This window comes from Corynebacterium heidelbergense (genome assembly GCF_028609845.1).
Taxonomy (GTDB): domain Bacteria; phylum Actinomycetota; class Actinomycetes; order Mycobacteriales; family Mycobacteriaceae; genus Corynebacterium; species Corynebacterium heidelbergense.
This window is the reverse complement of record NZ_CP063191.1, coordinates 1,736,164-1,757,001: the sequence shown is the minus strand read 5'-3', so window position 1 is coordinate 1,757,001 and position 20,838 is coordinate 1,736,164. Positions and strand designations below refer to the sequence as shown.

General features: G+C 65.6%; 16 protein-coding genes. 9 read left to right on the top strand and 7 right to left on the bottom strand.

What is annotated here, in order from left to right; genetic code table 11:
- Window positions 1-83 precede the first annotated feature (83 nt).
- From rsmA to CHEID_RS07725, 8 genes are all read left to right on the top strand, one after another.
- Window positions 84-1,016 carry a 16S rRNA (adenine(1518)-N(6)/adenine(1519)-N(6))-dimethyltransferase RsmA gene (gene rsmA / locus CHEID_RS07760; RefSeq protein WP_238599359.1) on the top strand — a complete coding sequence of 311 codons (933 nt, stop codon included), beginning with the start codon at window positions 84-86 and terminating at the stop codon, window positions 1,014-1,016.
- Window positions 1,013-2,062 carry a 4-(cytidine 5'-diphospho)-2-C-methyl-D-erythritol kinase gene (locus CHEID_RS07755; protein WP_112769823.1) on the top strand — a complete coding sequence of 350 codons (1,050 nt, stop codon included), beginning with the start codon at window positions 1,013-1,015 and terminating at the stop codon, window positions 2,060-2,062. The genes rsmA and CHEID_RS07755 overlap by 4 nt, the downstream gene beginning before the upstream one ends.
- A 31-nt stretch (window positions 2,063-2,093) precedes the next feature.
- Window positions 2,094-3,914: an ABC-F family ATP-binding cassette domain-containing protein gene (locus CHEID_RS07750; protein WP_112769822.1), complete on the top strand. Its 1,821-nt coding sequence runs from the start codon at window positions 2,094-2,096 to the stop codon at window positions 3,912-3,914.
- Between the two features lie 70 nt (window positions 3,915-3,984).
- A complete protein-coding gene (locus CHEID_RS07745; RefSeq protein ID WP_112769821.1) occupies window positions 3,985-5,265 on the top strand; it encodes an esterase-like activity of phytase family protein in 1,281 nt (426 codons plus the stop codon).
- A gap of 66 nt (window positions 5,266-5,331) precedes the next feature.
- The gene (locus CHEID_RS07740; RefSeq protein ID WP_112769826.1) at window positions 5,332-5,667 is read left to right on the top strand and encodes a putative quinol monooxygenase; all 336 of its coding nucleotides are present in this window, start codon (window positions 5,332-5,334) and stop codon (window positions 5,665-5,667) included.
- Window positions 5,664-7,175 carry an L-serine ammonia-lyase gene (locus CHEID_RS07735; RefSeq protein ID WP_112769820.1) on the top strand — a complete coding sequence of 504 codons (1,512 nt, stop codon included), beginning with the start codon at window positions 5,664-5,666 and terminating at the stop codon, window positions 7,173-7,175. Before CHEID_RS07740 ends, CHEID_RS07735 begins: the two co-directional genes overlap by 4 nt.
- A 168-nt stretch (window positions 7,176-7,343) precedes the next feature.
- Window positions 7,344-8,327, top strand: coding sequence for a polyphosphate kinase 2 (gene ppk2, locus CHEID_RS07730; RefSeq protein ID WP_112769819.1), 984 nt, complete (start codon window positions 7,344-7,346; stop codon window positions 8,325-8,327).
- A gap of 98 nt (window positions 8,328-8,425) precedes the next feature.
- The gene (locus tag CHEID_RS07725) at window positions 8,426-9,685 is read left to right on the top strand and encodes an enoyl-CoA hydratase/isomerase family protein (protein ID WP_112769825.1); all 1,260 of its coding nucleotides are present in this window, start codon (window positions 8,426-8,428) and stop codon (window positions 9,683-9,685) included.
- A gap of 34 nt (window positions 9,686-9,719) precedes the next feature.
- Here the strand turns inward: CHEID_RS07725 and CHEID_RS07720 are convergent, their stop codons facing one another.
- The 5 genes from CHEID_RS07720 to CHEID_RS07700 form a co-directional block, all read right to left on the bottom strand.
- Entirely contained in the window at window positions 9,720-10,382 is a 663-nt protein-coding gene (locus CHEID_RS07720) for a TetR/AcrR family transcriptional regulator (RefSeq protein ID WP_112769818.1), read from the bottom strand.
- A 145-nt stretch (window positions 10,383-10,527) separates the two neighbouring features.
- Window positions 10,528-11,244: a nicotinamide mononucleotide transporter family protein gene (locus CHEID_RS07715; RefSeq protein ID WP_112769817.1), complete on the bottom strand. Its 717-nt coding sequence runs from the start codon at window positions 11,242-11,244 to the stop codon at window positions 10,528-10,530.
- 53 nt (window positions 11,245-11,297) lie between these two features.
- Window positions 11,298-13,697, bottom strand: coding sequence for an MMPL family transporter (locus CHEID_RS07710; RefSeq protein WP_112769816.1), 2,400 nt, complete (start codon window positions 13,695-13,697; stop codon window positions 11,298-11,300).
- 299 nt (window positions 13,698-13,996) lie between these two features.
- The gene (locus CHEID_RS07705) at window positions 13,997-15,643 is read right to left on the bottom strand and encodes a peptide chain release factor 3 (protein WP_112769815.1); all 1,647 of its coding nucleotides are present in this window, start codon (window positions 15,641-15,643) and stop codon (window positions 13,997-13,999) included.
- Window positions 15,644-15,871: 228 nt separating this feature from the next.
- Window positions 15,872-17,728, bottom strand: coding sequence for a dihydroxyacetone kinase subunit DhaK (locus CHEID_RS07700; RefSeq protein ID WP_273661045.1), 1,857 nt, complete (start codon window positions 17,726-17,728; stop codon window positions 15,872-15,874).
- 123 nt (window positions 17,729-17,851) lie between these two features.
- Here CHEID_RS07700 and CHEID_RS07695 point away from each other — a divergent pair, with 123 nt between their 5' ends.
- Window positions 17,852-19,075: a glycerol dehydrogenase gene (locus CHEID_RS07695; RefSeq protein WP_273661044.1), complete on the top strand. Its 1,224-nt coding sequence runs from the start codon at window positions 17,852-17,854 to the stop codon at window positions 19,073-19,075.
- Here the strand turns inward: CHEID_RS07695 and CHEID_RS07690 are convergent.
- Together CHEID_RS07690 and CHEID_RS07685 are read right to left on the bottom strand one after the other, a co-directional pair.
- The gene (locus CHEID_RS07690) at window positions 19,072-19,854 is read right to left on the bottom strand and encodes an ABC transporter permease (protein ID WP_238599362.1); all 783 of its coding nucleotides are present in this window, start codon (window positions 19,852-19,854) and stop codon (window positions 19,072-19,074) included. The genes CHEID_RS07695 and CHEID_RS07690 overlap by 4 nt on opposite strands.
- Window position 19,855: 1 nt before the next feature.
- Window positions 19,856-20,821, bottom strand: coding sequence for an ATP-binding cassette domain-containing protein (locus CHEID_RS07685; RefSeq protein ID WP_112769839.1), 966 nt, complete (start codon window positions 20,819-20,821; stop codon window positions 19,856-19,858).
- Window positions 20,822-20,838 lie beyond the last annotated feature (17 nt).

The window sequence follows — 20,838 nt, the reverse complement described above, 5'->3', positions numbered from 1 at the left end:
ACAGTGGCGCCCAGATAACCCCTGATGCTCGTATGCCATCGGGGGCGGGGGTCGGGCCCACTTTGCGGGGGTATATTGAACCGGTGACTTCCTCCGCCAGCTCCCCCGTGCGCCTCCTCGGCCCCGCCGAGATCCGTGAGCTCGCCGGGCAGCTCGGCATCAACCCCACGAAGAGGCTGGGGCAAAACTTTGTTCACGACCCCAACACGGTCCGCAAAATCGTCGCCCTTTCCGGGGTCAGCGGCTCCGACCGCGTCGTGGAGGTGGGCCCCGGTCTCGGCTCGCTGACGCTGGAGCTGCTGCGCGCCGTTGCTGGCGTCGTCGCCATTGAGATCGATCCCCGATTGGCCGCCCACCTGCCCCACACCGCGGCCACCTACGCGCCCGGCTGTGCCGACAAGCTTCAGGTGCTTGCCGCCGACGCGCTCCACATCTCCGCGGCCGATCTGGGCGCGCCCCCGACCGCGCTCGTGGCGAACCTGCCCTACAACGTTTCCGTCCCGGTACTCCTGTATCTGCTACTCACTTTCCCCAGCATCGACAAGGTGTTGGTCATGCTCCAGTTGGAAGTCGCCGAGCGCCTCGCGGCCCAGCCTGGCTCGCGCGTCTACGGCGTCCCCAGCGTCAAGGCCGGCTACTACGGCCGGGTGGAAAAGGCGGCCACCATCGGTAAGAACGTTTTCTGGCCAGCGCCAAAGATCGACTCCGGCCTCGTCCGTCTCACGCGCTGGGCCCCCGGCGCCCAGCCCTGGAGCGCTCTGACGGCGCAGCTAGAGGCCGCCGGTTACGACGAAGAAGCCCTGCGCACCGCCGTGTTTTCCCTGGCGGACGCCGCATTCCTCCAACGCCGCAAGACCCTCCGAGCCGCGTTAAGCGGGTGGTTTAGTTCCGCCCAGCAGGCCGAGCAAGCCCTTCACGCCGCGGGCATTGACCCCAAGGAACGCGGCGAAAAACTCGCCACGGCGGATTTTGTTCGCCTGGCTGCGGCTCACCTGCTGGCGGGGGATCGCCGATGATCGGGGACCTCACCGTCGCGGCCACCGCGCACGGAAAAATCAACCTACACCTCGGGGTGGGCGACGTTCGCCCCGACGGCTATCACGAACTGACCACCATCTTTCAGGCCGTTTCCCTCGTCGAGACCGTCACGCTCACCCCCGTGCCCATCGAGTCGGGCGGGCAGCGCCCGGGCACCGGGGGAGTGGCCGAGCTCATCGTCTCTGGTCACGATGCGCACCTTGTTCCTAAGGACGCCAGCAACCTCGCGTGGCGCGCAGTCTCCCTGATCCGGGACCTCTGGCTGCGTCGCAGCGGCGTGGCGCAGACCGAAGTGCCGCTGCTGAGTATCCACATCGACAAGGGTGTCCCCGTGGCCGGCGGCATGGCGGGCGGCTCCGCCGACGCCGCAGCGGCGCTGCTCGCCGCCGTGGAGTTTTATTTCAACCGCTTTCCCCCTGTGCTTCCGGCAGCCCGGCCGCACCACCGTGGGACCTTCGTGGCCCCCACGGCCCCGGACGAGGCAGAGCTGCGGGGCCTGGCGGTGGAACTGGGCGCGGATGTGCCCTTCTGCCTGCTTGGTGGCACAGCGTTGGGGACCGGTCGGGGGGAAGAGCTGGTCAGCCTCATGTCCCAGGGGCCCTACTTTTGGGCTATCGCCACGGACAAACGGGGGCTGTCCACCCCCACCGTGTTCCGGCAACTCGACCAACAGCGCGCCGCGGCCGCGAGCGGGCAGCGCCCGAACATTCGCGCCGGGGGCACCGACGAGCTGGTCCGCGCGCTGCTTTCGGGCGACCCCCGGGCCCTGGCCCCACTGCTCGCCAACGACCTGCAGGCTCCGGCCATCAGCCTCATGCCTACGCTGCGCGGGACCCTGGCGGCTGCCCGGGAGGCCGGGGCACTGGCCGCGCTAGTCTCGGGGTCTGGTCCGACGGTCGCGATGCTGTGCGAGTCCGCGGCCCACGCCGTGGACGTGGCGACTGCCGTGTCCGTCGCCGGAAAGGCCTCCGCAACAACCACCACCACCTCCCCCGCACCGGGAGCCCGCATCGTGCGGCGCTAGCTGTCGTGCCGAAAGGAATCACCGCTTTACCGTGGTCAACCTCATCAACCTAGAGAATGTGCACAAGTCCTACGGCCTGAAAACCCTCCTGGATGGGGTGAGCCTGGGCATCTCCACCGGGGAACGAGTGGGAGTAGTTGGCCTCAATGGCGGGGGAAAGTCCACCCTGCTGCGGGTGATGTACGGCAGCGACAGCGCCGACAGCGGCAGGGTATCCCACAACAACGATCTGCGGATGGCCATGGTCACCCAAGATGTGCTCCGGGATGCCCTGACGGACCCCGCCCTCGCGGAGCTGACCGTCGGCGGGGCCGTGGTGGAACCCCTCGGGTTGGACGTCTACGAATGGGCCTCCAACGCGAAAGTACGGGCTGTGCTCAACGGGCTGGGAATCATCGACCTGGGTCTGGACACCCGGGTTCGTGACCTCTCCGGAGGTGAACGCCGGCGCACCGGTCTGGCGTCCGCCCTGGTCCAGGAACTGGACCTGCTGATTTTGGACGAGCCGACCAACCACCTGGACGTGGAAGGCGTCCAGTGGCTGGCCGAGCACATCATGAGCCGGAACACGGCGCTGCTCGTCGTGACCCACGATCGCTGGTTCCTGGACACGGTGGCCACCAAGACGTGGGAGGTCCACGACGGCGCCGTAGACGTGTACGAGGGCGGCTACAACGACTGGACTTTCGCCCGCGCCGAGCGCACCCGCCAGGCCACCGCCGAGGAGCAGCGCCGCCAGAACCTCGCCCGCAAGGAGCTGGCCTGGCTGCGCCGCGGCGCCCCCGCGCGCACCTCCAAACCGCGCTACCGCATCGAGGCCGCGGAGGCCCTCATCTCCGGCGTTCCGGAGCCGCGTGATTCCGTGGAGCTCATGGCGTTCTCCGCGCGGCGGCAGGGCAAGAAAGTCATCGAATTGGAGGACGCCACCATCACCGCGCCCGATGGCCGGGTGCTCGTAGAGGACCTCACGTGGCGGCTCGGACCAGGGGAGCGGGTGGGCCTCGTGGGCGTTAATGGCTCCGGCAAGACGACCCTTCTGCGCACCCTCGCGGGCGAACACTCCCTCACCCGGGGTCGGCGGATCGAGGGCCGCACCGTGCGTCTGGGATGGCTGCGCCAGGAACTGGATGACCTCAACCCCCAGTGGCGGCTGCTGGAAGCCGTGGAGGATGTGGCCAGCTACGTCACGCTGGGGAAGCGGGAACTGTCCGCCGCGCAACTGGCCGAGCGGCTGGGCTTTTCGGCTAAACGGCAGCGCACGCCTGTGGGTGACCTCTCCGGAGGGGAGCGCAGGCGGCTGCAGTTGACACGGGTGCTCATGGCTGAGCCGAACGTACTGCTGTTGGACGAGCCGACCAACGACCTGGATATTGACACCTTGCAGGAGTTGGAGGACCTGCTGGACGGCTGGGCTGGGACGATGGTGGTGATCTCCCACGACCGCTATCTGGTGGAGCGAATCTGCGATTCCACGTGGGCCCTGTTCGGCGACGGTCAGCTCACCAACCTGCCCGGCGGGATCGAGCAGTACCTCGCGCGCCGGGCCGAGCTGGAGGCGGCGGCCGGGCGCAATGTCCACGTTCTCGAGGGAGTGGGCGGCCCCGCTGAAGCGGGCCCGGAACTGGGGGCCAAGGAAACGCAGCAGATCACCCGGGCCATGCGTTCGCTGGAACGCAAGATGGACAAGTTGGAGGCGACGGAAAAGCAGCTTCAGCAGGCCATGACGGATGCGGCGGCCGCGATGGATACGGTGAAGCTGACCGAGTTGGATGCCCAACTGAGTGCCGCCCAGGAGGAACGGGAAGAGCTGACCCTGGAGTGGATGGAGCTGGGGGAGCAGTTGGAAGGCTAATCGCCACTTTTCACGGTCTGGCTTCGCGGCGTTCACCTGGGCTTCATGTGCGGGTTGGACGCTAAACCACATGACTCACCCTGAGCAACCGTGTGCCGTGTCTGCACCTCGCCGCGCCCACGTTGGGCGCCGATCCTTGCCCCGCCTCGCACGATCGGCGGGCATCTCCGCCGCCCTCGCTGTCGGCCTCACGGCCGGGGGAGCCCTCGCTGCGGTCCCGGCCGCCTGGGCCGCGCCCGCGAGCAGCGTGGACACCTTCTCCCTGCTGTCCTCTGGCCTGCCCGGGATCGGGCCGGTGATTCCCGCACCGGGCACCCTGGGTCCCCAGCCCCCTGTGCCGGGGGCAGCCCGTGCCCAGCTCATCGATACCTACGATCTGGCCACAGCGGAGCGGGACAAGGGCTCTGCCGCCCCCGGGGGTGATGTTCCCTTCGGTGGCATCTCCGGCCTGGACCGAGTGACGGACGACGTGTACTTGGGTTTGAGCGACGACCGTGCGGAGAAAGGGCCGGTGCGGGCGTACCCCATGGAGCTGCCGCGCGACAAGGCTGGCCACACGGCCTCCGCGCGGATCGGTAAGCCCCTGCTGCTCACTGACCAGGAGGGCAAGCCCTACGCCAAGGGCAGCGTGGACCCGGAGAGCATCCGCGTGACCCCGGAGGGTTCCATCGTGTGGACCTCCGAAGGGGATGCAGACCACGGCATTGCCCCGGCGATTACGGTCGCCGATGGCTCCGGGCGGGCCCAGCGCCAGTTCGAGATTCCCGACTACCACCGGCCGCCCGCCAGCGATAAGGCACCCGGAACCGGGGCTGCGATGGGAATCCAGAACAACAAGGCCTACGAGGGGCTCACCATCACGGGCGCAGGTGACGCCGCTCGTGCGGCCGTGCTCACCGAGGATCCCCTCAAGCAGGACAAGCGCAACCGGCTGACCTTCTACGACCTCGAAACCGGTCGGCCCACGGCGGAGTACGCCTACCAACTGGATCCCGACGATCCGGGGGCCGACCAGCGCGGCGCCACCGAGATCCTCGCCGAGAGCGAGAGCAGTTTCCTCGTTCTGGAACGCAACTACGTCAAGGGTCAGGGCACCCGCGGCAAGTTGTATCGGATCTCCACCTCCGGGGCCACCGATGTGCTGGGTACCGCCACGCTGAGCGGCCAGGAGAAGCCGGTGAGCAAGGAGACCTTGCTGGACTTCTCCCCCAACGGGGAGAACCCGGACAACATCGAGGGTCTCGCCTGGGGGCCCACGCTGCAGGATGGGCGGCGAACCGTCCTGGTTAGCACGGACAACAACTTCAGCGATTCCCAGCGCAGCCTGATTCACACCATCGCCCTGGGGTAACCCACCCCCCCAACGGGCCGTGGCCGGGGGGGGGGAGCCGGGGTTGAGCCGCCTAAAGTGGACGGCATGATCCTCATTAACGTGAAATTCAAGCCCCTGGCCGAGTACACGGAAAATTTCCGGGACGTCGTGGAGGAGTTCACCCAGGCAAGCCGCTCGGAAGCGGGCTGCCTCTGGTTCGAGTGGTACCGCTCTACCGACGATCCCACCGAATACTTCCTCTGCGAGGCCTTCCAGGACGATGCCGCAGAGGCCCACGTCAACTCCGACCACTTCCGCAAAGCCTCGGAACTCTTCCCCACCGTGTTGCGGGAAACCCCGGAGATCATCAACACCACGATCGAGGGCCGCAGCGAGTGGGACCGGATGGGCGAGTTCCAGGTGGAGAACGGGGCCGAATGACAGTCAGCGTCTTTGACCTCTTCCGGATCGGGGTGGGACCCTCCTCCTCCCATACCGTCGGCCCCATGCTCGCGGGGCTCGATTTTGCCCGCAAGGCCCATACCCACTTCACTCACAGCGGCGCTGGGACACAGGAAGCCGAGTCCGGCGCCCCCCACCGCGCGGCCTGCATCGTCCTCTATGGGTCACTTGCCGCCACCGGCGCGGGCCACGGCACCTTCGGTGCCTGTCTGCTGGGTCTGGATGGGTGCGATCCCGCGACCGTGGACCCGGATTACATGGACAAGCGGCTCGCGGAGATCCGGGAAACCCGCACTCTGCATCTAGCCGGGGATGAGTCCATGCCAATCACGTGCGGTTTCGAGGACATTATCCTGCGCCCGGGTGTTCGCCGTTCCATCCACACCAACGCGGTGACGTTTGTTGCGGCTGAGGCGGATACTCTCACCGGCCCTGGGGCGGGGGTCGCCGAGCCCGATGCCGCCGCGTTCACGGGCTCCGCTATCGACGACGGAGCCGCCGAGGCCGGCGTTCCTGCGGGGGACGTGAAGGAGACCTACTACTCCATCGGCGGCGGTTTCATCCGCACCGCAGATGACATCCCGTCCTTGGACGAGCTCAGTGGTGACTTTCTGTTCGATTCGGGGGATAAGCTCATCGCCCTGGCAGAGCATAACGACTGCGGTATCTCCGATATCCAGCGGTTTTGCGAACGCAGTCTACGCACGGATGTGGAGATCGATGTCAATCTGGACGCCATCTCCAGCGCGATGCAGGATTGCGCAAAACGCGGGTTCAGTTTTGATGGCACGCTCCCCGGTGCCCTTCACGTGCGCCGCCGGGCGAAGCGGTGGTACGAGCAGTTGTTGGAGGAGGATCCGGAGCTCAAGCCGGAGCACTCCGTGGACTGGGTGAACCTTGTGGCGCTCGCCGTGAACGAGGAGAACGCCGCAGGTGGGCGGGTAGTCACGGCTCCGACAAATGGGGCTGCGGGCATTATCCCGGCCGTGATGCATTACGCCCGCGAGTACACCCCGTTGGGCCAGCAGGACCGGCAACGCTGCGACCGCACTTTCCTGTTAGCGGCGGGAGCGGTGGGTTCTTTGTACAAGGAGCGCGCCAGCATCTCCGGGGCGGAAGTCGGCTGCCAGGGCGAGGTTGGCTCCGCGGCATCCATGGCTGCCGCCGGCCTGGCAGAGGTGCTCGGCGGATCCCCGCGGCAGGTGGCCAACGCCGCGGAGATCACGATGGAACACTCCCTCGGGTTAACCTGCGATCCCATCGCCGGGCTGGTGCAGATCCCCTGCATCGAGCGCAACGCCATCTCGGCGGCGAAGGCCATCAACTGCGCGAAGATGGCGCTGCGCGGCGATGGGGAGCACCACGTCACCCTAGATGAGGTCATCGAGACGATGCGGCAGACCGGGGCGGACATGAGCGACAGGTACAAGGAGACCGCCAGTGGAGGTTTGGCCATCAACGTGGCGGTGAACGTGCCGGAGTGCTGAGTGCCCTGCGCTCGGTGTTCGGCGCGCGCGGTGAGGGTGGCGTCCTCAATTGTGGGAGATCTCAACTAACTACTACAGTGAGATGACGAACCGGGTGCCCCGCTTGCCCCCTGATCCAAAGCACAAGCAGCGGCGCCAAGAACTACACGGAAGAGGCCCCGCCTGCACATGTCCGGCACCAACAAGAAGCACGCGAAAAAGAAGTTGAAGACCACCAAGAGCGGGTTGGTCAAGCTGCCCAAGGATGCCTACGAGTCCGAGCTCAAACGCCTCCAGGCCGAACTGGTGGAGATGCAGCAGTGGGTGGTGAAGACCGGGGCGCGGGTCGTCATAATCATGGAGGGGCGGGACGCCGCGGGCAAAGGCTCGGCCATCAAGCGCATCACCCAATACCTCAACCCCCGCACCTGCCGCGTGGAAGCGCTGCCTGCCCCCACCTCCCGGGAATCCGGGCAGTGGTACTTCCAGCGCTACGTGGAGAAGCTGCCCACAGCCGGAGAAATCGTCATCTTCGACCGCTCCTGGTACAACCGCGCCGGGGTGGAGCGCGTCATGGGCTTCTGCACCACCCAGGAGTACCGCCGCTTCCTGCACCAAGCCCCGATCTTCGAACGGCTGCTGGTCGAAGACGGCATCATGCTGCGGAAATACTGGTTCTCCGTCTCCGACGACGAGCAGATCCGGCGGTTCAAGTCCCGGCAGAAGGATCCGTTGCGGCAGTGGAAGCTCTCCCCGATGGACCTGCAGTCCATCACGCGGTGGGAGGACTACTCCCGGGCCAAGGACGAGATGTTTATCCACACGGACATCCCATCGGCCCCCTGGTACACCGTGGAGTCCGAGGACAAGAAGCGCTCGCGCATCAACGTGATTTCCCACATCCTCAACACGATTCCGTGGGAGTCGGTGGAGAAGAACGTCCCCAAGGTGCCGGACCGCCCCGATTCCGCAGCCAGCTATCAACGCCCGCCGCGCACCCAATTCCGGTATGTGCCCGATGCTGCCGCCGCGCTGCTGGATGGGGTGATTAAGGATGGGGACGCCAATAACCCCGGCGCGGGCCACAGCTTTGACCCCGGCGCCGAGGATCGGGCCGGTGGAAAGAAGCACAAGAAGGCCAAGCACGGCAAGAAGGGCAAGAAGAGCAGCTAAGTTACGGCGGCCCGCTGCATCCTTGCTGGTGCAGTTTTCCCCTCCGGCTATGCCCATTCGCGCGCGGCCGCTGGGGAGATCGTGCCACCATGGGGGCCATGAGCCAGGACCACCCCATACCCGCACCCGTTGACCATGAGACCCGGGATGCCCGCTGGAGAATCGCCGGTCATGCCGGACTCATCGAGCTGGACCGACCGAAGGCGCTGAACTCCCTCAACGCGGACATGCTCGCCGTTATCTCCGAGGCCCTCGACGAGTTCGAGGCGAACCCGCAGGTGCACCATGTGGTGTTGCGCTCCACGAGCCCGCGGGCCTTCTGCGCTGGCGGGGACGTGCGCTGGGTTGCCGAGGAGGACGCCCAGGGCAAGCACGAAGTTGGCGACGAGTTCTTCCGGGTGGAGTACGCGCTGAACCGGCGGCTGGGGGAGTACCCCAAGCCGCTTATCGCCCTGCTTGAGGGGGTGACGATGGGCGGCGGCTTCGGCATCTCCGCCCACGGTTCCCACCGGGTCATTACGCCCAGGTCCCTGGGGGCGATGCCGGAGGCCGCCATCGGGTTCATTCCCGATGTGGGGATGTCCTATCGGTTGACGCACTTGAGGTTGCGGGAGGGGGAGGGGGGTTCGTCTCGGGAGGCCGATGGTGCTGGGGCTGACGGTGCCGATGTTGGCGGCCACGATGTTGGTGGCGCTGACGTCAACGGCGGTGAGGCCGTGCCTCGGAAATCCATCGCGGTCGGGACCTTCATCGGCCTGACGGGCTGGAGGCTTAGCCCGGCCGACCTGCTCTACACCGGCCTGGCGACCAACCTCGTCGCGGATGTGGACGCGGTTGCCAATGCGCTGGAGACCCGGGAGGTCTCGGAGGTCTTGGCCCCCGATTCCCAGTGGGCCCTGGGGGCCGACGAGCTCGATCAACCCCGCTCGGCGCTGCGGGATAACGCGGCCTTTATTGAGGAGGTCTTCGCCTATGGGGACTGGCTAGAGATGAGCCGGCGGCTTCGCGATTACGAGCCCGCGGGGGAGGGGCATGCGGGTGCGGGTGCCGGTGCAGGTGAGCGGCATGCGGGTGACAACAGGACAGCGGAGTTCGTGGAGCAGGTGCGGGCGGCTGTGGCCAAGGGGAATCCGGTGAGCCTGGCTGCGACCGTGGAGCTCTTCCACGCCAGCGCGCTGGTGGACTTGCCCACGGCGCTGGACTACGAGGCGGTGCTGGCCCGTTATCTACGCCGACAGCGCAACTTCACCGAGGGAGTGCGGGCGGTGCTGGTGGACAAGGACCACGCTGCGGCCTTTGACCCCAGCACAGCGGAGGGGGTGGACATCGCCGAGCTGCGCGCGCTGTTGATGTCCTGACGCCCGGGGGAAGGGGAAGTGCTGGGGGATGGGATTACCCCTTGGTTCTGGTTGCGCGGGGTTCGAAGCCGTTGGCCAACAGATCGAATGATTCCTCCAGCAGTGCCTCGAAGCTGCGCCCATTGGAGTAGTCCGTCATGCTCTCAATCTCTGTCAGGGCGCTGATTGCGGAGGCGCCAGTGTTGATCAGCAGATGGATCTGGAATTTACTGAGGCGGCCTTCGCAATATTCATAAACTGCATTTGTCAGGCGCTCGAACACAGTGAGCAGATCGGCGAATTCGGTTTTGCTCATGTGCATCGTCAGATGCTCACCAAGGGTGGCCGCCATGTAAATGGTTTCGACGCCTTCGGGCGAATCCACGGTGAGTTTCTTCGCAATTCCCAGTAGCATTTCCAACACCGGCTGGCCCGGCTCGGATGCTTCCACCATGACTTTGACGTCGTCAATGAAGGTCTCGATGTAGTACCGAAAGGCGGCCTCACGGTGGGGGAAGTAGTTGTGGAACGTCCGTGATGAGACGTCTGCTCGCCGGGCGATGGAAGCGATTGTGGTGCCCTCTGAACCTTCGCAAAGCATCAACTGTGCGGCGGCAGTGGCGAGGCTTTTGCGCGTCTCGGCTTTCTTCTGTTCACGTACCCCCTGTGGACGACGGGGCAGGCCCGTCGACAATACGCCGGTGTGGTCGTCTGGCATTGTGTACTCCTTTCTTAATCGGCCGATATAGCTTGCGTGACGAGTGCAAAACGTTTCGGATTGACCTGTTCTGATAAATCTGGAGCACAGTTAACAACACTTCAGCGCAAAAGGTGAACCCACGCCTGGGTGTCTTGGGCGTGTCTCAACGCTGCCCAGCAGGTGAATTCCGGTGTTGGACCCGCAGCCAGACGGCGAAACCCCAGAGGACAAAACCGGCGTAGACCAGGTACAACGCCGCGCTGGGGTAGTAGCCCGCAGTGATTAATAGGGGCACTCCAACGAAATCTACCGCTATCCATATCAACCAGAACTCAGTCCACCCCCGAGCCATGCCATAGGTGGCCAACACGGAGCCCGTGAAGATCCACGCATCCGCCCACGGTCCCCAGGATCCCAGCGCGGTGAAGACCTGCGCGGTAATACAGGTTCCGAGCACCGCCGCCACGGCGAGTAGCAACCGCTCCCGGCTACTGGCCCAGTGGGGCCGGACGGCCTCGGTGGATTCGTGCGGTTCGGACACAATGGACCGGTTGGGATCGGTGCGGTTGGGCTCGCGGACCCCGGCGCTGCGTGCCCGGCCCCACCGCCACCACCCGTAGAGGCTGACCGCACAGAAGACGATCTGCCGCCCCGCCTGGCCGTAGAGGTTCAGATTCTGCGGGGTGTGAAAGACCCCGCCGAGAAATACCGTGAAGAGCACAATGTTGCCCACGATTCCGACTGGCCACGCCCACGTGGACCGTCGCATCCCCCCAATGGCGGAGGCGAGTCCGAAACCGTTGCCCACGATTTCCCGCCAGAGAATGGGAAAACCGCCGACGGTCACGGTGGCTTCCAGCAGATCAGAAAGAGGATTCACGGTGCTCACCAAGATCGACGACGATGTTCGATTGTCAGCCTAAAGGGGTGGTTCTAGAGGGCGTGCTTCGGGCCCCCTGTGGGCTCGGCGCTCTCGCTGCCGTCGGCCTGCTTGTGCTGCAGGCTCTCGCCCTCCACATCCACCGTCGGGAGGATCTTGTTCAACCAGCCTGGGATCTTCCAGGCCCGCTCGCCGAGCAGGAACATCACCGCCGGGATGAAGGTCATGCGGATGATGAAAGCGTCGAAGAAGACTGCCGTAGCCAGGGCAAAGCCCATCACCATGATGAACTGCTCGCCGTTGAGCATGAAGGCGGCGAACACGCTGATCATGATGAGCGCGGCGGCGGTGACCACGCGGGCACCGTGCTTGAAACCATTGGCAACGGCATTGCCGGCGGGCTTGCCGTGGGCCCAGCCCTCCCGCATGCGGGTCACGAGGAACACCTGGTAGTCCATGGCCAGCCCGAAGACCAATCCGATGAGCATGATGGGCAGGAAGGAAATGATGGGCTGGGGGTCCGAGATGATCCCCGCGAAGCCCTGCTGCCATAGCGCCACCGTCACACCGAACGTTGCCGCAACGGACAGTGCGAACCCGAGGGCCGCGAGCAGCGGCACCCAGATGGATCGGAAGACGAGCATGAGCAGCAGGAAGGCGAGCACGATGACGATGCCGATGTACGGCAGCAGCACGCCGGAGAGCCGATCGGAGATGTCCTCGTAGGTCGGGGACACCCCGGTGATGGCGTAGCTTGCGCCGGTGCGGTTGTGGAAGTCGGCGGACTTATCCCGCAGAGACTGCAGCGTCTCGGAGGCCTTTTCATCCGTCGCGCCGTATTTTGGCGTCACCAATATCTGGGCGGCCGTACCCACATCGCCGGGCTTGGTCTGATCACCGTTCGTGGCAGTGACCTGGGCGTTTTGCACACCATCGACACCTTGGAGGGTCTGCACTGCCGCCTGCACGGCATGGGCCCGCTGGTCTTGGCCGAGGTTGTCGTACTCCACCAGGGCGACCATCGGGGCGTTGCGTCCGGGCCCGAAGGATTCATCGACCATCTCGTAGGCCGTGCGGTTGGGCGTGCCCTTCTCCTTGGAGCCATCGTTGGGCATGGCCAGACGCAGGCTCGCGGCGGGGATGGCCAGCAGCCCCATGAGCAAAACGGTGGCGATCACAAACTTGCGCGGGTGCTTGCGCACGAGGCGAACCCACTTCAGGCCCATGGTCGGGGTCTCGTTCTCCGGATCCGGTGCCTTGACCACGGGTGCCCGTCCGCTGAACACCTTCGTGCCGATCAGGCCGACGATCGCCGGCAGCAGCGTGATTGCGACCAGCACGGCGATGAAGACCGTGGCCGCCGCGGCCAGTGCCATGGCCGTGAGGAAGGGAATGTTCACGATGGACAGGGCGGCAAGAGCGATGAGCACCGTCGTGCCTGCGAAGACCACTGCGGAACCGGCCTTACCCACCGCGAGACCGGCGAGATGGGCCCGCTCGCGCAGCGGGATGGCCTTGAGCTTGGGGGCTAGCTCCTTGGGCGTGAGATCCTCCCCGCTCACATGGGCGATGAGCTCGCTGCGGAAGCGGGAGAGGATGAACAGGGCGTAGTCGATTCCCACGGCCAACCCGATCATAGATGCCAGGGTGGGGGTCATGGACCCGATGGCGTCCGACAGGGAGGTGGCTGCGAAAACCCCGGCGATGCCGATACCCACGCCCACAACGGCGGTGAGCAGCGGCAGGCCCGCGGCGACGAAAGAGCCAAACGTGATGATCAGCACGATGGCGGCGACGGCGATACCAATGAGCTCGGAAGAGCCGTTCGGCGGCTGAGTCGACTGGAAAGCCGGGCCGGACCAGGCCACCTGGAGGTCACCCTTGTTTTGCTCCACGACGGAGGAGAAGTCGTTGCGATCTGCGTCGCTGATCTGCGTGTTGGAGGGCGCATCGAAGGTGATCTGAACCGTGCCGGTGGTTTGGTCCTGGCTGAGGGGGCTTAGCGCAGCCAGGTCCGCTTTGATCTGCTGCTCGGGGATGCCCTGGGCCTGCTTGACGGGGGCGAGCTTCTGCTTCAGGCCCTCGGCGGCCATCGGCGGCGGCGCGATAGAGTCCTTCTCCTTGAGGTAGCTCAGGTCCCTGAGCTTGCCGACCAACGCCTTGACCTGCGCGTCGACGTCCGGGTCGGTGAGCTTCTTGCCGTCCGGGGCTCGCAGGACCAGCTTGCCGGAGGGAGAGTCCGCCTGGTTTGCGGACTGGTTGGGGAACTTCTCCTTGATCTTGTCCTGCGTTTCCACGGATTCGATGCCGGGGATGGTGAAGGTATCCGCAGGCTGCTCGTAGAAGGCCGCAGCTGCGCCGCCCACGCCGAGGATGAGCAGGAGCCAGACGGCTATAAAACGCCACTTGTGTAGGTAGGCGCTCCGGCCGAGGCGATAGAGCAACGATGCCATGAGAGGGGGATGTCCTTTCGTCGCCGTCGGAGGTCCCACTCGCACGCTCAAATCCGGGGGTGTGCGGGGTACGTGCGGGTCTCTCCGAGGGAGGGGAGGGGGAAACGTGCTGGGTGTGTGTGGGCGGAGGAAAGGCAGATGAGGGACTCGGTCTCTCTTCTGTCGTATTTGCCCTACCGCCTGGTTGTCTTATTTGTTATGTCAGGTGGTCGGCGGTGATTGGATCTCCTCTTATGGACGCCAGGTTTTCATGGCCCAGCCATTCTTGCAAGGGGTGCACGTTTTCGCCTGTGTGGTTTCTAATCCGCGACCAGGGGCTCCAGCGTGAGATTGGGGTGCTCCTTCTCCACAAAAGCCAGCTTCCACTTGTCACCGAACAGCGCAATGAGCTCCCCATCCGTGCGGGTAAAGATCTCCACCCCGCGCTGTCGGCCCAACTCCGCTGCGGATTCCTTATCGGTGCGCCGAGCGACAGAGTACGGGATCTGCTCCGTCACCGTTTCCACGTTGTACTCGACCTGCATGCGGGCCTGCATCACCTCGAACTGCATGGGGCCCACGGCAGCCATCACCGGTGCGGCATCGCCGCGCAGGTCGTTGCGCAGAATCTGCACCACGCCCTCCGAATCCAACTGCTCCAAGGCCTTGCGGAACTGCTTGTACTTACCCAGCGACTTCGCCCGCAACGTGCGGAAGTGTTCCGGGGCGAACTGCGGCATCGGCGGGAACTGCACCTTCTTGCCCGTGTAGATCGTGTCGCCCGGAGCCAGGGCCCCGGCGTTGACGAGGCCCACAATGTCACCGGGAAAAGCGGCCTCCACCGTGGACCGAGTCCGGCCGAACACCGTGAGGGCATATTTGGAGGAGAAGCTCCGGCCGGACTGCGCGTGGGTCACTTGCATGCCCCGGTCGAATTCCCCTGAAACCACCCGCATGAATGCAAGCCGGTCCCGGTGATGGGCGTCCATACCCGCCTGCACCTTGAAGACCACCCCGGCGAACGCAGCATCGGTGGCCCGGAAGGAATCGACCGCCGCGCTGGACCCGGATTGGTTGAGCACCTGCGGGTCGCTGGCCCGGCCGGCAGGGGCGGGGGCCAGGTGGCAAAGCGTGTCCAGGATCTGGTGCACCCCGAAGTTCAACATGGCCGAGGCGAAGATGAGCGGGGAGGTAGTGCAGTCCAGGAACAACTCCTGGTCGTGGATCGCGCCATCGGCCGCGAGCAGCTCTGCCTCCTCCACGGCCGCTTCCCAGGCTTCCTCCTCGCGGGCGGCGGCCTCCTGGGGGGTGTAGTGCTCCTCGGGGGCGATGGTGGAACCGCCGGAGGTGCGGATGAAGTGGATGTACTCCTCTGCTTCCCCGTCGGCGTTGATGCGGGCCAGCCCCCGGAAATCGCCGGCCTCGCCGACGGGCCAGAACAGGGGAGTGGGCTGCAACTGGATCTCGGTGACGATCTCGTCCACCAGTTCCAGGGGGGTGCGGCCCGGGCGGTCCCACTTGTTCACCACGGTGATGATGGGCAGGCCGCGAGCTTTGCACACGCGGAACAGCTTCAGCGTCTGCGGCTCGAGGCCCTTGGCACCGTCAATGAGCATCACAGCGGCATCCACGGCGGAGAGGACTCGGTAGGTGTCCTCGGAGAAGTCCGCGTGACCTGGGGTGTCTACCAGGTTGATCATGTACGGCTCCCCGGTGTGGCCCTTGGGGGAGTACTCGAATTGCAGCGCGGAGGAAGCCACGGAGATGCCGCGGTCCTTCTCCATCTCCATCCAGTCCGAGACCGTGGCCTTCCGGCCCGCCTTGCCGTGAACCGCGCCGGCCTCCTGAATGACGTGGGCGTGCAGGGCCAGGGCTTCGGTGAGCGTGGACTTGCCGGCGTCCGGGTGCGCGATCACGGCGAAGGTACGGCGGCGCTCGGCTTCGCTGGTGATGCTGTGATCGCTCATGGGGTGGAGGTACTCCTCGGTTCGGCGGGCTTTTGGGGGGACCTGTCGAGAATATCCCACCTGCGGGCTGCCCTTGATTTGCGCTCGGCCCGCAGCGTCCCCGCGGCGCGGCGCGGCCGGGGCCGTTCTGGCTGCGGTGCCCCGCGCACGGCTGCCCGCGGTGCCCGCGGGGCCCGGGGATGAGCGGCGTGGGGCGCTTGGGAGGGGCGGGTTTGGGGCGGACCGCAGCTAGGCGTCGAAGTCGCTTACCTTGCCGGAACCGCCAAACAACCAGGAGATGAAGATGGCCCCGGGATCCACGACCCCCTTGGAAGCGTCGCCAAGGTAAGAGGCACGACCTTTTTTGGCCACCATCTCGCGGGTGGACAACGCGCCCTCCTCCGCAGCGGAGTAACCCTGCTCCAGGACCGCGTCGAAATCGTCTGCACTGCTCTCGGCCGCCTTCTGTACGGCTTCAACGGCGGGGATAAGGGCATCCATCAGGGTGTTGTCTCCCTGCTTGGCGCCGCCCAATTCGCCAATGGCATCGCGGGCGGCCCCAAGGCCAGCCGCAAGTTGCTCGGCGCGGGTTCCTTCTGCACCGTCATCGCCCGCGCCGCTCGCATTCGCCCCGGCCGCTTCCTGCTCCTTCTTGTCCTCGCCGCCACCCATCGCGGCACCGAGTTCGCGGAACAAAGTCCCCAGCACGGCGCCGGAGGTTCCGCCAGCCCGGATGAACAAGCGCTTGCCGATGGCGTCCAGCACCTCACCGTCGCTACCGGTCACCGGCAGCTCAATCCCACTGAAGGCGGCCTCCATGTTGGTACCGAAGTCCCCATCGCCGGCCAACCGATCCAGCTCCGTCAAATCCTCCGTGGCCCCTTGCACCCGCTCGACGAATCCGCTCAGCCACGCGTTTTCCTCCCCGCCGGTGGGCATCGCGTCGTCGAAATCCGTTTTCGCCGGGGCATAGTCGGTTTCTTCCCCCAGGACGCGTGGCCAGCCGGGCGCGCTGGTATTGGCGTCCAGAAGATTGAGAACCTCCTCGCTGCACCGGGTGAGCGTGATGGACACACCAGCCATATTCACGCTGGTCACGAACGTCCCCACGAGACTGCGCCGCACCTTGATGCCCCGCTGAGCCAGCCATTGCAAGGCGGAGCCGTAGACCAAGCTCATCTCCAGGGGCGTGCTGCCGCCGAGATTGTTCACCAGGCAGATCACCTCGTCCCCATCGCTCAGATCCAGCGCCTCCACCACCGCACTGAGCAACTTGTCCACCACCACGTCGGCGGTTTCCGCATCCTCGCGAGCCACGCCGCGCTCCCCATGGATGCCAACGCCCACCTCCATGTTCCCCTCCGTCAGATCGAAGGTGTCCCGCCCGGACGTGGGCAGGTGACCGGGGGCCAGCGCGGCGGCCATGCTGCGGGAATTATCGGCAACCCATTGGGCCAGTTCAGCGACTTCGTCCAGGCCGTCCCCGCGCTGTGCCGCAGCCCCGGCGATCTTCTCCACGAGGATTGTGGCGCCCGTCCCCCGTCGGCCCGGCCCGTCAGAGCCGTCGTCCTCCCCGCCGTTGTCCGATTCGCCGTTGTCCGCCCCGCTGTCGTCCACCCCACCGTGGTCAGTTTCGTCATCGTCCCCATCCGATTCGGAACCGGTTGCCACATCGTCCGCGACGAGAACCACCCGAGTATCCACCTCATCCAGGGATTGCCGCGCGACGGTGAAGTTCATGACGTCCCCGGTGTAGTTCTTCACAATGTGCAGCACGCCCTCGCCCTGATCGGCCCACCGAGTGGCCTCAGTAATCTGCACCGCATTCGGCGACGTAAACAGCAGCCCCGGGCACACCGCAGAGAGCATCCCCGCCCCCAGGAACCCCGCATGCATCGGCTCGTGTCCGGAACCACCGCCCGACACAATGGCGACGGCCGGGCCCCCATCGTCAGTGGTGATAGGGGTGGCCCGGCCGATAAAACCATTCGTGTGCCATTCGGCATCCGGATGGGAAGCGACAAACCCGCCGAGCGCCTCGGCCAGGAAGTCGGACGGATCATTGCGGAACGAACGGAGTTTCTTCTCAGACTGTGCGGAGGACATGAAACCCACGATAGCCAACCCGCTATCCGCGCGCGGCCGGCCGAATATTTCGCACCTGTTGCAAGCCCACCCGCGTAGGGTGGCAGGAGTAGCCAAGCTAGAGCATCAAAGGAGTAAGCATCCGTGTCTGACCCGAAGACCACCGGCAGCGAAGACATCCAGGCGGCCAACGCCCAGTCCACAGGCACCAGCCCGGACAAGGGTGAATCCGGTGCCTCCGCTCCCACCACCACCCCGGTGGACAAGATGTACACCAGCCCCTCCCGGTACGTGCAGGGCGTGGACCTCATCGACCGCGCTGCCGAGTACCTCAAGCCGCTCGGCAGCAGCCCCCTCATCATCAGCGATGAAGTGGTGTGGGGCATCGCCGGGGAGAAGCTCGAAGCCTCCCTCACCGAGGACGGCATGGAAGCCTCCCACGAAGTCTTCGGCGGGGAAGCCTCCATGAACGAGATCAACCGCATCACGGAGGTGGTCAAGAAGACCGGCTCCGATGTCATCATCGGCCTCGGCGGCGGCAAGACGATCGACACCGCCCGCGCCGTTGCGGATCACACCGACCTTCCGGTGGCCATCTTCCCCACAGCCGTTTCTGCCGACGCCCCCACCGCGCGCGTCTCGGTGATTTACACCGACGAAGGCGTTTTCGATTCTTACCTGTTCTACAACCGCAACCCCGAACTCGTCGCCGTGGATGTGCGCGTGATCGCCAACGCACCGGTGAACACCCTGCGTTCCGGTCTCGGCGATGCCCTGGCGACCTCCGTGGAGGCTCGCGCCGTGGCTCGGGCCAATGCCCGCCGGATGGACGACACCGCCCGGCCCACCCTGGCTGGCCTGGCGCTTGCGGAAAAGTGCGAGGAAACCCTGTTCGCCTACGCCCATCAGGCCCTGCGGGACAATGAGGCGCACATCGCCAGCCGCGCGCTGGAGAACATCTGCGAGGCGAACACTTTACTGTCCGGCCTTGGGTTCGAAAACGGCGGCCTGGCCGCCGTCCACGCCATTCACAACGGCTTCACTGCCCTCGACGGGGACATCCACCACATGTCCCACGGGGAGAAGGTCTCCTTCGGCATCGGTGTGCAGCTAATGCTGGAGGGCGCGGAGAAGGCCGAGGCCGACAAGTATATCGGCTTCCTCCAGTCTGTGGGCCTGCCCACCACCCTGGCGGATATCCACCTGGAAAACGCCACGGAGGAGGATCTGCACAAAATCGCCGAGCTGGCGTGCTCGGATTCGGAGACGCTGAAGCAGATGCCGGGCCAGTACACCCCCGGTGACGTGGTGGAGGCGATCCGCGCGGCCGATTCCTATGCGAAGGCGCTGGAAGAGAAGTCCGCCTAGATCCGGGCGTAGCGCCGCACCGCTAGCGGCGCGAAGATCGCGGTCATGAGCACGATGCCCGCAAATACACCCAACACGGGGTGCTGCATGGCCCACGTGTTGGGTGCCGGGGCACCCCCGGTGTTGCCGAACAGCTCGCGGCTGGCCTGCACGAGCGCGGAGACCGGGTTCCATTCGGCGAATACCCGCAGCACCGTGGGCATGGTCTCGGCGGGCACGAAGGCGTTCGACAGGAACGTCAGGGGGAACAGAACCATAAACCCCGCGCTGTTCAACGCTTCCGGGCTTTTCACGATGAGCCCTAGCAGCACCAGCACCCAGGAAAAGGCCCACGAGAAAGCCAGCAGGAGCAAAATCCCCGCGAGGAAGCGCCCCACCCCCGCCTCGAAGCGCCACCCGACGAGAAAACCGGTGGCCACCATGACCAATAAGGTCAGTGTGTTCAGCACGAGATCGGCGACTGTGCGAGCTACTAGGACGGCGGAGTTCGCGATGGGGAGCGTCTTAAACCGGTCCAGCAGGCCCTTCTTCTTGTCCTCGGCCATGAAGCTGCCGGAGAAAGTGGACCCGAAGACAACGGTCTGGGTGAAAATGCCGGCCATGAGGAACTTGGTGTAGTCCGCCCCCGGGACCTGGATGGCCCCGCCGAAGACCTGGCTGAACAGCAGCACGAACATGACGGGCTGCAGCACGCCCCACGTGATGACGTCCGGGTTGCGCTTGAGGCGGATGAGGTTGCGGATCGTGATCGCCCGGACGTCTGAGAGCCAGTGCTGCACGTTATTTCTCCCCGTGGTGGTCGGTTGGTTCCCGTCGAGTGAGCTGTAGGAACACATCATCTAGGGTGGGCCGCGCCATGCCCGCATCGGTGATGTCGATGTTCCGCTTGCGAATGTTGCGCAGGGCGGTTTCGAGGGCGTGGGATCCCTCCCCGCGCACGGCGGCTCGAACCACGCGCTCCCGAACGTGAACGTCGTCCACGGCAACGTCGGCCACGATCTGCGCGACCACCTCGACGTTGCCCTCGTCGGCGACGGTGATGCGGATCTGCTGGCCACCGACCTGGGCCTTCAGTGCGTCGGCCGTTCCCTCGGCGATGACCCGCCCGTGGTCGATCACGCTGATGCTATTCGCCAACTGGTCTGCTTCCTCCAGGTACTGCGTCGTGAGCAGAACGGTTGTTCCCGCTGCGACGCGATCGCGGATGACCTCCCATAACGCATTCCTCGCGGCGGGGTCTAGGCCGGTGGTGGGCTCGTCCAGGAAAAGGATGTGCGGGTCGTTCACCAGGGAGGCCGCCAGGTCCGCACGCCGACGCATACCGCCGGAGAATCCCTTCACCGGGCGGTCCGCAGCGTCCTGGAGGTCGAAGATCTCCAGCAGCTCCGCGGCTCTGGCGGCGGCCCGGCGGTCGCCGAGGTGGAAGAGTCGGCCGATGAGCATGAGGTTTTCTCGAGCGGAGAGGTCCTCGTCGATCGTGGCGTATTGCCCGGAGGCGCCGATGATCTCGCGAACGCGGTGACCGTCGCGGACAACGTCTAGTCCGGCCACTGTCGCGCTGCCGGAGGTCGGTTTAACGAGGGTGGTGAGCACCTTGACCGCGGTGGTCTTACCAGCGCCGTTCGGGCCCAGCAGGCCGCGCACCGTGCCTTCTTCCACCTGCAGGTTGAGCCCGTCTAGCGCGCGTACGTCACCCGTGGCGGCGGGGTAGATTTTCCGCACGTTCGACAGTTCGATCAATGGCATGTCCGCCAGGCTACAGC

Coding starts and splice junctions, on each gene's coding strand:
- CHEID_RS07755 (WP_112769823.1), top strand. CDS start 1,013: ATGATCGGGGACCTCACCGTCGCGGCCACCGCGCACGGAAAAATCAAC.
- CHEID_RS07745 (WP_112769821.1), top strand. CDS start 3,985: ATGACTCACCCTGAGCAACCGTGTGCCGTGTCTGCACCTCGCCGCGCC.
- CHEID_RS07740 (WP_112769826.1), top strand. CDS start 5,332: ATGATCCTCATTAACGTGAAATTCAAGCCCCTGGCCGAGTACACGGAA.
- CHEID_RS07735 (WP_112769820.1), top strand. CDS start 5,664: ATGACAGTCAGCGTCTTTGACCTCTTCCGGATCGGGGTGGGACCCTCC.
- ppk2 (WP_112769819.1), top strand. CDS start 7,344: ATGTCCGGCACCAACAAGAAGCACGCGAAAAAGAAGTTGAAGACCACC.
- CHEID_RS07725 (WP_112769825.1), top strand. CDS start 8,426: ATGAGCCAGGACCACCCCATACCCGCACCCGTTGACCATGAGACCCGG.
- CHEID_RS07720 (WP_112769818.1), bottom strand. CDS start 10,382: ATGCCAGACGACCACACCGGCGTATTGTCGACGGGCCTGCCCCGTCGT.
- CHEID_RS07710 (WP_112769816.1), bottom strand. CDS start 13,697: ATGGCATCGTTGCTCTATCGCCTCGGCCGGAGCGCCTACCTACACAAG.
- CHEID_RS07705 (WP_112769815.1), bottom strand. CDS start 15,643: ATGAGCGATCACAGCATCACCAGCGAAGCCGAGCGCCGCCGTACCTTC.
- CHEID_RS07700 (WP_273661045.1), bottom strand. CDS start 17,728: ATGTCCTCCGCACAGTCTGAGAAGAAACTCCGTTCGTTCCGCAATGAT.
- CHEID_RS07685 (WP_112769839.1), bottom strand. CDS start 20,821: ATGCCATTGATCGAACTGTCGAACGTGCGGAAAATCTACCCCGCCGCC.